This is a genomic window from Phytopseudomonas argentinensis, from assembly GCF_900113905.1.
Taxonomy (GTDB): Bacteria; Pseudomonadota; Gammaproteobacteria; order Pseudomonadales; family Pseudomonadaceae; genus Aquipseudomonas; species Aquipseudomonas argentinensis.
In genome coordinates this window covers 1758392-1771326 of sequence record NZ_FORC01000001.1, presented here as the reverse complement: position 1 = coordinate 1771326, position 12935 = coordinate 1758392, and the positions used below count along the sequence as shown (strand labels likewise).

Here is a 12935-nt window from a genome sequence, read left to right as displayed (position 1 = left end):
AGCGGCCCGCACAGGGCAAAGCGCCGCGCGTACCCGCAGGGGGCTGAAATGGTTAGAATGTGCGTTTTTTCACCGGCCCTGCTGCACATTGCCGTTCGGCAGACCGTTCATAGTCCTGCGAGCCCCGGAGTACGCCTTGCGCGAAATCGTCCTGATCAACGTTACCGGTGAAGAGCGGCCTGGCCTCACTGCCGCCATGACCGGCGTGCTGGCCCAGGCTGGCGTCAACATCCTCGACATCGCCCAGGCTGCCGTGCACGGCGCCGCCTCGTTGGGCATCCTGATCGAAGTAGCCGATGGCGCTTCGCTGCCGGTGCTATCCAAGGACGTGCTGGCTGCCGCCCAGGCGCTGGGGCAGCAGGCTCGTTTCACCCAGCTCGACGAAGCCGATTACCGGCGCTGGGTCGAAGGGCAGGGTAGTCAGCGTCACATCCTCACCCTGCTGAGCCGCCAACTCACCGCCGAGCAGGTGCAGCGTGTCAGTGCGCTGAGCGCCGAGCAGGGCCTGAGCATCGAGCGCATCGAGCGGCTGTCCCTGCCGGCGGCGCTGGACGGGCAGCCGGGCAACGCCTGCATCGAGTTCTCCCTGCGCGGGGCGCCGGGCGATACCGCCGCGCTGCGCGCCGCGTTCCTGCGCGCCGCCGACGAACTGAACATGGACATTGCCTTGCAGGCCGATTCGCTGCAGCGCCGCCACCGTCGCCTGGCGGTGTTCGACATGGACTCGACGCTGATCGAGGCCGAGGTGATCGACGAGCTGGCCAAGGCGGCCGGTATCGGCGACAAGGTGTCGGCGATCACCGAACGGGCCATGCGCGGCGAGCTGGATTTCCGCGCCAGCTTCAAGGAGCGCCTGGCGCTGCTCAAGGGCCTGGACGTCGGGGTGCTGGACGAGATCGGTGCGTCGCTACGCCTGACCGAAGGCGCCGAGCGGCTGTTCGCCGAGCTCAAGCGCCTGGGCTACAAGACCGCCATCCTGTCCGGTGGCTTCACCTACTTCGCCAAGCAGTTGCAAGCCAAGCTGGGCATCGACTACGTGTTCGCCAACGAGCTGGCAGTGGTAGATGGCAAGGTGACCGGCGTGGCCGTCGAGCCGATCGTCGACGCTCAGCGCAAGGCCGATCTGTTGCGCGAGCTGGCGCACAAGGAAGGCCTGCAACTGGAGCAGACCATCGCCGTGGGTGATGGCGCCAACGACCTGCCGATGCTGGCCATCGCCGGCCTGGGCGTGGCGTTCCGCGCCAAACCGCTGGTCAAGCAATCGGCCAGGCAGGCGATCTCCACCCTGGGCCTGGATGGCGTCCTGTATCTGCTGGGTGTGCACGAGCGCGACTTGCAGCGCTAAGAGCCTGTTCATGATCTTTTACAAGGCAGAAGCAGACATCCAGCGACTCGTGGGAGGGGCTTCAGCCCCGAGTTTTTATCAAGGCAAACAAAGAGCTCGGGGCTGAAGCCCCTCCTACAAAAGCCACGCATTCACCAGCCGCTCCGCCACCTAGCTGCCAAAATCGACGAACTTGGGCTGAAAGATTATGACCAGGTTCTAAGGTCTTTGAGGCGGGAGCGGGGCAGCCGGGCTGCCCCGCCGATCAATCGTCCGACGAGAAGTTGTAGTCCATCGACTGGCTCGGGCCCTGCAGGTAGTAACCCTGGATATAGTTGGTGCCCGCCTGCCACAGGGTGGCCAGCACGCTGGCCGACTCCACGAACGGCACGATGGTGAGCTTGGCCTGGCTGTGCAGGCTGGCCAGCATGGTTTTCAGGGTTTCCTGGTTGGCCGGATCGCTCAGCTCCTTGGTGAACGAGCCGTCCACCTTGACGAAGTCGACCGGCAGGTGGCGCAAGGTGTTGAACGGGTTCAGGGCGCAGCCGAACTGGCTGAGCGCGATGTGGCAGTGCAGGTCCTTGAGGCCCAGGGCCAGTGCCTTGGCCTGTTTCAGGTAGGTGATCGCATCCGGCTCGCTGAACTGGAATACCAGTGCATCGGACGGCAGTCGCGCGGCCTTGAGGGCCACGCTCAGCCACGGCAGCAAGGTCGGGTCCTGCAGGCTGGCGCTGGACAGGTGCACGAACAGGCGTGTGGCGTGACCTTTGGAGCGGTGGTCGGCAAGCAGCTTGATCGAACTGAGGATCACCCAGCGGTCGATCTTCTCGCCCATGCCGGAGTCCCTCGCCACGGCGAGGAATTCATCCGGTGGCACTTCCTGCCCAGACGGGCTGAGCAGGCGCAGCAGCACCTCATAGTGTTCGTGCTCGTCGCCGCGCAGGCTGATGACCGGCTGGAACAGCAGGCGGAAACTGTTCTGCTCGAGTGCCTGCTGAACCATGGCCACCACGCTGCCGCGGCTGGCGGCCGCCGCCAACTCCTCGGCAGGGTCGAACAGCTTCAGGGTGCCCGGCTCGTCGAGCTGGTCGGCACAACGCTGGGCGCGGTCGATCACCTCGCCCGCCTTCGGCGTGGTGTCATTGAGGCCCGCCACGCCGATGGACAGCGTGGTCTGCGCCGTACGCCCGTTGATGTCGAACAGGTGCCCTTCGGCTTTCTTCAGCAGGGCTTCGAGCAGCGGGCGCTGTTGCTGGGGCGACAGCCCGGTCTGCAGCACGGCGAACACGTCGTCGCCGAAGCGTGCCAATTGAGCGTCCTGGGGGAAGTGGGCGCGCAGCAGGCCGGCCAGGTCGGTGAGCAGTAGGTCGATGGCCCCCAGGCCCATGTCGGCGAGCAAGGCGGCGTAGCGGTCGACGCGGATGTAGGCGAGGCTTGCCTGCTGTTCCTCGTGCACGGCGCGGTGCGCGGCGTTGTCCATCAGCTCGAGGAAGTGGCTGCGGTTGTACAGGCCGGTGACCAGATCCAGGCTGCTGATCTCGCGCAGCTTCTCTTCCAGTTCGGCGTTGGCGGTTTCCGCGCGGATCACCACCTGAATGCATGGCTCGCCATCGTAGGCCGCCGGCGACAGGGTGATGCGCGAGGGAAAGCTGCTGTTGTCGGTGCGCACGCCGGCGCAGGCCAGCTCGTGGTTGTCCAGTTGCTGGTGGTTCTTCAGGAAGTCCTTGAAGGCGCCCTGATCACTGGCGCCGATCAGGTCGATCATCGGCAGGCCTTCGAGCTCCTCGGCGTCATCGAAACCGAAAAGCTCCAGGTAGGCGCGGTTGGCGTAGATGTGCATGCCGTCGTGTACATAGGCGATGGCGTCGACCGAACTGTCGAGCAGCAGCTGGCAGCGTTTCTCGGCTTCGCGCAGGGCCACTTCGGCGCTACGCCGGGCACGTCGCTCCTCGAGGTTGCCCAGTTCACGGCGGGCGACCAGTACCAGGCGCTCGTCTTCACCCTGGGGCAGAGCGTCCTGGGCACCGAGCATCAGGGCTTCGGTGACGCTGTCCGGCTCGTTGTCGGCCAGGAGCATGATGACCGGAATGTCCTTGCCCTGTTTGCGAAGGCTGGAGAGCGCTTCATGAGGATCGAGGCAGTCGCTGGTCGGCGAACAGATCAGCAGGTCCCAGCTGTGTTTGAGCGCTTCGAGCAGGTCTTCACTGGAAATCAGGCGGTGGACGCGGGTGGCGTTACCGGCGTTGCGGAACAGGCTGACAAGGCGCTCGGCCTCGTTCTGCGAGTCTTCGAGAATCAGCAGGCGGATGGTTTTCTTGTCGATGGCCATTAGCGAAGTCGAATCTGCGATAAGACAGCAGAAGAGAGCGGGGAATTAAGGGTTTCCGGCAATCTACAGCGACTTCCAGAGGGAGTCAAAGTCTTCCTCCCCGGCTGGGCGCTGGGTGCCGGAGGCTGTGACGGAGGTCGCGTGATCCGCGGTTTTCTGCTCCAGATCGTGGTACTCGAACTGGCTGAAACTGCCGGTGCTGACCTGCTTCTGGCTGAGCACCGCACGGCGCTCCTGGCCATTGATGTTGATCAGCACCTTGCTGCCTTCCTGAAACGGCAGGCGTGGGGTGATCAGCGTGGCCGGCCGGGAAATGGCGGCGATTTCCGGGAGCAGCAGGGCGCGCAGGTACTGGCTGTTCTGCTCGGATTTGCGCACCAGTTGTAAGCCACAGGACTGCGCATGGGGGGCGATCAGCTCGATGCCCATCTGCGTGCCGCCGCCACGTACCTGACGGATCCAGCGCACCACGGCGACGCTCCAGCCCTGCTGGGGGTTGTCGCGAATGCCGAGGATCTCGCCGGCTTGCAGTTGGCTGGGCACTTCCTTGGGCCATGACAGGCAGTAGCCGCCGGGGCTGTGGTTGACGATGGCCAGCGCGAAGGTCGGGAAGCTCTCCCCGGTGCCGTTCTGCGCTTCCTGCTCGCTGGCGGGTTTGGGGTATTCGATTTCCTCGAAGGGCAGGCCGTTGTCCCAATCGTTGACGCGGCGTGCGTCGTGGGCATTGGCCCACACGTCGGGCTCGCCGCTCAGCGGTTTGAACGAGGCGGCGGTGTTTACCGGCTGCTTGAGGATTTCGCTGAAGGCGCGGCCATTGGCCAGGTAGTAGTTGAGGGCGCTCATGCCGATGCACAGGGTCATGCTGCCGGTGCCCTGGGTGCGCTGGAAGGTGCGCTCGGAGATATCGCCCCAGGCCGCGGCGGCGTGCTGCAGCATGTCCAGGGTGAACCCATCGGGCACCGGCAGGCGCGAACGAGTGCGCTCTTCGGGCAGCAGCGCCAGGTGGTCCTTGATGGCGTCTACCAGCGGCGTCGGGTCGATGCCCAGGGCGCCCTGCAGCTCGCTCGGCTGGAACAGCGAGGTGTAGCGCGGCGGGCCATCCAGCTGCGGGGCCACGGCGAAGATGCTGTTCGGCTGGCCGCCGCTCTGCAGGTTGACCAGCGTGCTCCACGCCTCCAGCGCTTCGGCCAGGCGCGCGATGGCGCTCTGACGCATCTGGTTGCAGCGCGAGCAGCCGATCAACAGGGCGACGATGTAACCCTGCTCGACGCTCAGCCCCTGGGTATGGCGGGCCAGAGGGTCGCGGATCACCACCTGATGCAGCTCATGACGGCGGGCAATCAGATACAGCTGGTGCAGCTCCAGCCACAGCCCTTCGGGCACCGGACAGTACAGCTGGCTGGTGCGGATCAGCGGGCCGTTGAGGCTGTGCACCGCGCGTTGCAGAGCCGCCCCGAGCAAGGCGTTGCGCTCACGGTTCGGCTGGGCGGCCAGCCGTGAAATGATCAGTTTGTAACCGATGGCCAGGTGATTCTGCAGCGCCTGGCAGAGGTTGGCGACCTTGCGCGGACGCTCGTCGAGCACGATGGCCTGGTTGAGGAAGTGGCGCTCCAGGTGCTGGCAGACGAAATACACTTCGGGTCGCAGCAGTTCGAGCAACTGCAGGCGATTGTCCGACGGGGTTAGCACCTGGTTGAGCTCGATCAGCGCCTGGTAGAGCTGCCGGGCGGTTTCCCCGAGGTTGGCCTTGGGCAGGCCGGCGATCCAGCGTTTCAAGTCGCGTGGCGTGGCGTCGCAGAAAGTCAGGCCCTGCTTGGTCGGCGTTGGCACGCGGAGCAAAAGGTGGGGGCTCTGTTTATCCATCTAGCTTCGTTACTCCAGCGCCAGCTTTCGAGCGACTTGTTGGTCATGGTGCAGCGACTCTAGCAGCATCCGGCCATCATCGCAGCCTTTGCCGTGCCACGGGCCGGGGCTGCAGGACGGGTGAACAGTTCACTGGCCGAGCAGTTGGCCCATGCGTACCGGGCTGTTGGCGCCCAGTTCCTCGGCCCATTTCACCTGCTCGGGGCCGAACAGCACGATGGCCGTGGAACCCAGTTTGAAGCGGCCCAGTTCGGCGCCTTTTTCCAGGCTGATCGGGGCGCGCGCAGCTTCGTCGTAGCGCAGGGTTTTCAGTTCGCGCTTGGGCGGTGTGACCAGCCCAGCCCACACGGTTTCGATAGAGGCGACAATCATCGCGCCGACCAGTACCACGGCCATCGGCCCGCGCTCGGTATCGAACAGGCAGACCACACGCTCGTTGCGGGCGAACAGTTCAGGCACGTTTTCCGCCGTGGTCTGGTTCACCGAGAACAGCCGGCCCGGCACGTAGACCATCTCGCGCAGCGTGCCGGCCAGGGGCATATGCACGCGGTGGTAATCCTTGGGCGACAGGTAGACGGTGGCGAAGTCGCCACCCATGAACGGCGCGGCGCGCTGGCTGTCACCACCCAGCAGTTCGGTCACGCTGTAGCTGTGGCCCTTGGCCTGGAATACCCGGCCGTGCTCGATGCGGCCCAATTGGCTGATCGCACCATCGGCGGGGCACAGAACGGCGCCGGGCTGGTTGTCCAGGGGCCGCGCGCCTTCCTTGAGGGCGCGGGTGAAGAAGGCGTTGAAATGCTCGTAGGCGGTGAGGTCTTCGACCTGTGCCTCGCTCATGTCGACCTGATACTGCTTGGCGAACCAGCCGATCAGGCGGTTCTTGAACCAGGCAGCACGGCACTCCGCGGCGCAGCCAATCAGGCGCGACAGCAGGTGGTGTGGGGTCAGGTGCTGGCTGAGGATAAACAGGCGTTCTTTCATCGCTATTCCTTGGCTGCCCGGACGTGCATGCCGGGCATATGAAGATGGACAGTCAGGTCGAGCTCAACGTTCGACAGGTGTGTCGGGCAGGTTGCCCCATTCGCCCCAGGAGCCGGCATAGGCCTTGACCCGCGGGTAGCCCAGGGCCTTGGCGACCAGGTAGGTGAAGCCGGAGCGGCGATGGCTCTGGCAGTGGGTGATGATTTCCTTGTCGGCGCTCAGCCCGCGCTGGTTCAGCAGCTCGGCGATATCTTCGCGGATGCGCAGGCCGCGGGCGGGGTCCATGCCCGCGGTCCACTCGAAGTTGATCGCACCGGGGATGTGCCCACCCCGTGCGGCCTGCACCTTTTCGCCACGGTACTCCTCGGCCGAGCGTGCATCCCAGATAGCCAGGTCCACGGCGCCCAGGCGCGATTGAAGGTAGCTGGCGGTGGCCGTCGGCTCATCGCTGAGCGACAGCGACACCGCTGTGGGCTGTGGCGCCGGCGTGTCCTGGCTCAGCGCCCGGTCTTCGGCTTCCCAGGCCGTCAGGCCGCCATTGAGAAAGTGGTAGCGCGAGTGGCCGATCACGTCCAGCAGCCAGATGAACCGGCCAGCCCAGCCACCGCCCTCGTCGTCGTACACCACGTAGGTCGCTTGCGGATGGTGGCCCAGCTCGCTGAACAGCCCCTCGAGTTGCGCCTGGTCGGGCAGCAGACCAGGCGCCGGCGGCTTGCCGGCCTGGGTGCGTTTGCCGTCGACGAAGCGGGCGCCGGGAATGTGGCCGTCCAGATAACGCTGGTGTTTGCTCAGATCGACCAGGATCAGCTCGGGCGCTTGCAGTCGTGCGGCAAGGTCCGCCGGCTCGATGACCAGCGGCAGTTCGTCGAAGGCTGTCATGCAGACCTCGTTGGCAAGTTAAGAGGGCGATTGTAGCGCAGAAGAATGCTGGAAAGCGGCGGCGCTCAACGCTTACGTTTGCTGAAGGTGTCCAGCGCGCGCTCGATGCACTGGGTGGTCTTGGTAAAGGCCTGCACCGTGGTGTCGCTGATCGGCTGGCCGCCCTGATCGGCGAACAGCAGCATCACTACCCGTTCGTTGCTGGCCAGGGAACGAAGCAGCAGGTGTTCGCTGGGCAGCAGCGCTTTCAGGTCGCCGGGCAGCAGTGCGGAGAACTGCGCCACATTGGCCGGGGTCAGGCGTAACTGCGCAGGCTTCTGCAGCAGGCGGCGCAGGACCTGGCTTTGCGCTGGGTCGAGGGTCAGGCCGCTGGCGCTGGCTGCCACGCCGGCATGTTGCTGCACCTGCAGGCGGCTGTGGGTGCGATCGGCGAGCAGCATGACCAGGCGGGGCAGGCCGGCTGCCTGTACGGCCTGCCTGGCGCACATGGTGAGCTGCTGAACATTGCTGAATGCCGAGGGCTGGGCGAGCAACTGAGTACACAACTGTCGCCAGTCACTCACCGGCGCTGCCGCCACCGGTTTCGGCGTTTGGAAGTGCCGGGCACTCCACGGCCACAGCAGGGCTTCGGCAGGGTGCCAGAGGCCGCTGGTATCCACTTGCCGTGCGCTGTGCGCCGCGTTCTGGTGAATCTGCTGTTGCAGCTCGGCCGGCGGCAGTTGCAGGTACAGGCTGGTAAGGCCGTGCCAGCGCCGGGTGTGGATGCCGCTCCAGGCGTTATGGGCCGATACGGCAATCACGTTGGCCAGCAGGATGCTATTGGCGGGCTGGGTGAGCCAACGCTGCAGGGCCGGGTCGGCATCCAGCTCCTGCTGCTGGCGCAGCGGTTCGTCGTGCCGACGCGCCAGATACAGCGCCTTGCCCAGCAGTCGACGATCGTCGATCAGCAGGCGATAGCCCTGGGTGATCCAGGCCGGCAGCCGCCAGCGCTCGGCCAGCGCCAGGCACAACTCAAACAGTGACACGCCCAGCAGGTCGCGCTCGACCCGCACCGGGGGCTCGCCCTTTATCAGTACGCGCTGTTCCCAGGCGTCGAACAGGTGAGGATGGGCGGCCAGCAATACCCAGACCGGCGACAGGAACAGCAGGCTGCCCCAGTGGATTTCCTGCCACAGCCGGGCCAGGCGCGCGGCGAACAGGCCATTGGCCTGATAGGCGGCGTGCTGGCTGATCAGCTGGATCTGTCGAAGCGGCAGGGGAATGTCGGCCAGTGCCCGGGCGGGCAGGCGCGCCAGCAGCTCTTCGGCGCGCTTGAGGCCCAGGCGGGTGAGTGCGGTTTCCAGGCTTTCCGCCGCTTCACCCAGGGCACTGCCCTTGCTGTTGGCCTCGCGCAGCACGCTGAGCACCAGTGCCGGGCTGTCCTGCATCAGGTCGGCGATGTCGCGCAACGAACGGCGGCTGTCGCCCAGCGCGCGGCGGACCTGCTGGTGATGATCGGCCGCGATTGGCAATACCTGACCGTCCAGCTGCTTGAGCCAGGCATCGAGGGTGCGCGGTAAGGGCGTGCTTGCGGGCATGGGCCTATGCCAAAATGGCTTTTTTTCGACTTAACTGACTATAGTCTGGCGCATCTCTTCCGATAAGTAGAAGGGGATTCGCGCGTCGCCCTTCCTTTTCACCTGCTCAAGTTTCCTTCTATGGCCAAAATCATCGGCATCATCGTTGTATTCGCCTGCGTCTTCGGCGGTTTCGTGGCATCGGGCGGTCATCTCATGGCCCTGGTGCACCCTTTCGAAGTGCTGATCATCGGCGGTGCGGCGTTGGGTGCGTTCCTGCAGGCCAACCCAGGCAGCATGTTCATGACCGTCTTCAAGAAATCCCTGAAGATGTTCAAGTCGCGCTTCACCCACGATTACTACCTGGAAGTGCTGCGCCTGCTCTATGAGATTCTCAACAAGGCGCGCCGCGAGGGCATGATGGCCATCGAGGCCGACCTGGAAGACCCGGCGGCGAGCCCGATCTTTAGCAAGTACCCGGCGGTGCTGGGCGACGAACGGATGGTCGCGTTCATCTGCGATTACCTGCGCATCATGTCCTCGGGCAACATGGCGCCCCACGAGCTCGAAGGCCTGTTCGACATGGAACTGGTGGGCCTCAAGGAGGAACTCGAGCATCCGGCCCACGCTGTTGCGAAGATCGCCGACGGCATGCCGGCGATGGGTATCGTCGCCGCGGTACTGGGTATCGTGATCACCATGTCGATCCTCGCCGAGGCGGATAACGCGCAGATCGGCGAGAAGGTCGGTACCGCGCTGGTGGGTACCTTCCTCGGCATTCTCGCCTCCTATGGTTTCTTCGGCCCCCTGTCCTCGGCGCTCGAGCACGATGCCAAGGAAGAACTGAACGTCTACGAGGCCATCAAGGCAGGTCTGGTCGCCTCCGCCTCCGGCATGCCACCAACGCTGGCCGTGGAGTTCTCGCGCAAGACCCTGTACCCGGCGCACCGCCCGAGCTTCAGCGAGCTTGAGCAGGCGATGCGCGGAAGCTAAGCACCATGGAAAATAACCAGCCGATTATCGTCAAACGGGTCAAGAAGGTTGCCGGTGGCCACCACGGTGGCGCCTGGAAGATCGCCTTCGCCGACTTCGCCACGGCGATGATGGCCTTCTTTATGGTGATGTGGCTGATGTCCTCGGCCACTCCCGAGCAGAAGAAGCTGATCTCCGGTTACTTCAAGGATCCCATCGGCTTTTCCGAGAGTGCCAGCCCTTACGTGATCGATCTTGGCGGCTCGCCGACGCCGTCACCGGATCGCACCCTCAACGACCAGCCTCAGGAAGCGCCGGGGGAAGAGGCCGATAGCGATCCCAAGGACCCCGCCGAACTGGATGCCGAACAGGCCGAGGCCAAGGCCGAAGAGGTCGAGCGCGAGCGCCTGGAGTTGCTGCTGCAGGAGCTGCAGAACAAGGTCGAGCTGGACCCGCAGTTGCAGCACTTCAAGGATCAGATCCTTTTCGAGATCACTCAGGACGGCCTGCGCATCCAGATCGTCGATGCCGAGAACCGGCCGATGTTCGCCCTTGGCAGCGCGCAGTTGCAGCCATATTTCGAAGACATCCTGTTTGCCCTGACCGACACCATCAAGGCGGTGCCGAACAAGATCAGCATCAGCGGGCATACCGATGCCAAGCCGTTCGCCGGTGCGGGCGGCTTCGGCAACTGGGAGTTGTCGGCCAATCGCGCCAACGCGGCGCGCCGCGTGCTGATCGCCGCCGGCTACGACGATGCCCAGGTGGCGCGGGTGGTCGGTTATGCCTCATCGGCGCTGTTCGATCGCGACGATCCGCTCAACCCAGTGAACCGGCGTATTGATATCGTGGTGCTGAACAAGAAGGCGCAGCGCGATATCGAGGGCGAGCAGAGCGGTGGTGCGCTGGCGCCCGATCCCGCGCCGCCCGCAGGCGCAGGCGCAGCGCCAGCCGGCGAGCCGCTATCCAATGATCAGCTACGCGAGAAGCTGAACATCTTCGAGGACGGCACGCTGAAGGTGGACAAGCCGACCGAGTGATCGGCTGTCATGCCCGGATGTGCCGCATTGCTCAGTATTCCGGTTCCGGCAGGCTGGCCAGGATATGCCGGTAGCTGTTCATCCGCTGCGGTTGGATACGGCCTTCTTCCAGGGCCTTGAGCAAGGCACAGCCGGGCTCGCGGTCATGCTTGCAGTCGCGGAAGCGGCAATGACCCAGCAGGTCGGCGAATTCGATAAAGCCTGCTTCCACATCGTCACGGCTGACGTGACCAAGGCCGAATTCGCGGATGCCCGGTGAGTCGATCAGCTGGCCGCCGCCGGGGAAATGGAACAGTCGCGCGGTAGTGGTGGTATGCGTGCCCTTGCCGGTCAGTTCCGACAGCGCGCCAACGCGGGTGTCGACGCCCGGCAGCAGGCTGTTGACCAGTGACGACTTGCCGACCCCTGACTGGCCGACGAATACGCTGATGTTGCCGTCGAGCTGCTTCTTCAGCTGCTCCATGCCATCGCCTTCCAGCGCTGAGACTTCCAACAGTGGATAACCCAGCTGGCGATAGACGCCAAGCAACGCGTTAAGGGCCGTTTCGTTCTGCGCATCGATCAGGTCAGCCTTGTTGAGCAGCAGCAGCGGCCGAATGCCGGCGTGCTCGGCGGCGACCAGGTAGCGGTCGATCAGGTTGGCGTGGGGTTCGGGCAGCGGCGCGAAGACGATGACGATCAGGTCGACGTTGGCCGCCACCGGTTTCAACTGGCCGCGGGTGTCCGGGCGGCATAGCTCGGTATCGCGCGGCAACTGGGCGACGATCACGCCGATGCCCTGGTTACCGGGGCGCCATACCACGCGGTCGCCGGTTACCAGCGTCGGCAGGTTGGCGCGCAGGTGGCAGCGGAATACCTGGCCGCACAGCTCGCCGTCGGTGGCTTCGACTTCTACCTGCACGCCGAAGTGGGCGATTACCAGGCCGGTCTGCTCCGGGCCCAGGTCGCCGCCTTCCAGGGTCTCCACGACGCGTGATTCGCGCTTGGCGGCACGCGCGGCGCGTTCACCCTGGATCTTTTCGATGCGCCAGTTCTGCCGGCGGTTGAGTTGGCGTTTGGCCATGGGGCTTCCGAGTTGTGCTGCGCTTGAAATGGCAGCAATTCTAGCACGCCTGATAGGGCGGCAATTTGTCGGTGCCAAGGCTAGACTGGCTAACCATTTTCAACGAGCCCTGTCGGCATGGCAGCTTTTCAACGCACGTTGCACCGCCTGGGCGAGCGCTACCCCGCCCTATTGGCCTTGCTTATCCAGCTTGTGGTTACCCTCAGCATGGGCTTGGCGATCGTGGCGGCGGCCCATCTGTCGGCCTGGCGACCCAGCCCGCTGGCTGCCGGCCTTTTGCATGGTTTGCTGTGCGCCTGCCTGGCGCGCTGGCTGGGCCTGTCGCGTTGGTGGTGGTGGCTGAACCTGCTGTTCGTGCCGGGGCTGCTGCTGGCCAGTGGCGCGCCCTTGCCGTCCTGGTTGTTCCTGCTCGGGTTTGTGCTGTTGTTGCTGCTCAACTGGAACAGTTTCGGCGAGCGCGTGCCGCTGTACCTGACCGGCGCCGGTACACGAAATGAGCTGGCACGTCTGCTCGAGGCCCGTGGCGAGCACTTCAGCTTCGTCGACCTAGGATGCGGCCCGGCAGGCAGCTTGCTGTGGCTGGCGCGGCGTTTTCCAAGGGCGCAGTTCACCGGGGTGGAGACCGCGCCGCTGTCCTTTGCAATTGCCTGGCTACGCTGCATCGCTCAGCGCAATTGCCGGGTTCGTTACCAGAACCTGTGGCGCACTGACCTGAGCGCAATGGACGTGGCCTACTGCTTTCTGTCGCCGGCGCCCATGCTGGCGCTCTGGGACAAGGCCCGTGCCGAGCTGCCGGCCGGTGCCTGGCTGATCAGCAATACCTTCGAGATTCCCGGCGTGCCGCCGCAGCGCGTGGTAGAGCTGAAGGACTGGCGTGATTCACGCCTGCTGCTCTGGGAGATTGGCTAGAATGTCAGTCCTATTAGAG

General features: G+C 64.8%; 10 protein-coding genes. 4 read left to right on the top strand and 6 right to left on the bottom strand.

Features of this window, described 5'->3' with window-relative positions:
• Window positions 1-136 precede the first annotated feature (136 nt).
• On the top strand, window positions 137-1345 hold the full coding sequence (gene serB / locus BM154_RS08035; RefSeq protein ID WP_074882088.1) for a phosphoserine phosphatase SerB: 1209 nt from the start codon (window positions 137-139) through the stop codon (window positions 1343-1345).
• A 244-nt stretch (window positions 1346-1589) separates the two neighbouring features.
• Here serB and BM154_RS08030 read toward each other — a convergent pair whose 3' ends face one another.
• From BM154_RS08030 to BM154_RS08010, 5 genes are all read right to left on the bottom strand, one after another.
• Entirely contained in the window at window positions 1590-3653 is a 2064-nt protein-coding gene (locus BM154_RS08030; RefSeq protein ID WP_074882086.1) for a GGDEF/EAL domain-containing response regulator, read from the bottom strand.
• A gap of 63 nt (window positions 3654-3716) precedes the next feature.
• Window positions 3717-5516: a molecular chaperone gene (locus tag BM154_RS08025; RefSeq protein WP_074882084.1), complete on the bottom strand. Its 1800-nt coding sequence runs from the start codon at window positions 5514-5516 to the stop codon at window positions 3717-3719.
• Between the two features lie 129 nt (window positions 5517-5645).
• The gene (asd, locus tag BM154_RS08020) at window positions 5646-6497 is read right to left on the bottom strand and encodes an archaetidylserine decarboxylase (protein ID WP_074882082.1); all 852 of its coding nucleotides are present in this window, start codon (window positions 6495-6497) and stop codon (window positions 5646-5648) included.
• A 63-nt stretch (window positions 6498-6560) separates the two neighbouring features.
• Entirely contained in the window at window positions 6561-7376 is an 816-nt protein-coding gene (locus BM154_RS08015; protein ID WP_074882080.1) for a rhodanese-like domain-containing protein, read from the bottom strand.
• 65 nt (window positions 7377-7441) lie between these two features.
• A complete protein-coding gene (locus tag BM154_RS08010; protein ID WP_074882078.1) occupies window positions 7442-8953 on the bottom strand; it encodes an HDOD domain-containing protein in 1512 nt (503 codons plus the stop codon).
• A 120-nt stretch (window positions 8954-9073) separates the two neighbouring features.
• On the opposite strand from BM154_RS08010, the gene motA reads away from it, so the two are divergent.
• Entirely contained in the window at window positions 9074-9925 is an 852-nt protein-coding gene (gene motA, locus BM154_RS08005; protein ID WP_074882076.1) for a flagellar motor stator protein MotA, read from the top strand.
• A 5-nt stretch (window positions 9926-9930) separates the two neighbouring features.
• On the top strand, window positions 9931-10944 hold the full coding sequence (gene motB / locus BM154_RS08000; RefSeq protein WP_074882074.1) for a flagellar motor protein MotB: 1014 nt from the start codon (window positions 9931-9933) through the stop codon (window positions 10942-10944).
• 31 nt (window positions 10945-10975) lie between these two features.
• Here the strand turns inward: motB and rsgA are convergent, their stop codons facing one another.
• Window positions 10976-12007, bottom strand: a complete 1032-nt coding sequence (rsgA, locus tag BM154_RS07995; protein ID WP_074882072.1) for a small ribosomal subunit biogenesis GTPase RsgA — start codon at window positions 12005-12007, stop codon at window positions 10976-10978.
• A gap of 117 nt (window positions 12008-12124) precedes the next feature.
• Here rsgA and BM154_RS07990 point away from each other — a divergent pair, with 117 nt between their 5' ends.
• Complete coding sequence (locus BM154_RS07990) at window positions 12125-12916, top strand: class I SAM-dependent methyltransferase (RefSeq protein ID WP_074882070.1); 792 nt, start codon at window positions 12125-12127, stop codon at window positions 12914-12916.
• The last annotated feature ends 19 nt before the right edge of the window (window positions 12917-12935 follow it).

Coding starts and splice junctions, on each gene's coding strand:
- BM154_RS08030 (WP_074882086.1), bottom strand. CDS start 3,653: ATGGCCATCGACAAGAAAACCATCCGCCTGCTGATTCTCGAAGACTCG.
- BM154_RS08025 (WP_074882084.1), bottom strand. CDS start 5,516: ATGGATAAACAGAGCCCCCACCTTTTGCTCCGCGTGCCAACGCCGACC.
- asd (WP_074882082.1), bottom strand. CDS start 6,497: ATGAAAGAACGCCTGTTTATCCTCAGCCAGCACCTGACCCCACACCAC.
- BM154_RS08015 (WP_074882080.1), bottom strand. CDS start 7,376: ATGACAGCCTTCGACGAACTGCCGCTGGTCATCGAGCCGGCGGACCTT.
- BM154_RS08010 (WP_074882078.1), bottom strand. CDS start 8,953: ATGCCCGCAAGCACGCCCTTACCGCGCACCCTCGATGCCTGGCTCAAG.
- motA (WP_074882076.1), top strand. CDS start 9,074: ATGGCCAAAATCATCGGCATCATCGTTGTATTCGCCTGCGTCTTCGGC.
- motB (WP_074882074.1), top strand. CDS start 9,931: ATGGAAAATAACCAGCCGATTATCGTCAAACGGGTCAAGAAGGTTGCC.
- rsgA (WP_074882072.1), bottom strand. CDS start 12,007: ATGGCCAAACGCCAACTCAACCGCCGGCAGAACTGGCGCATCGAAAAG.
- BM154_RS07990 (WP_074882070.1), top strand. CDS start 12,125: ATGGCAGCTTTTCAACGCACGTTGCACCGCCTGGGCGAGCGCTACCCC.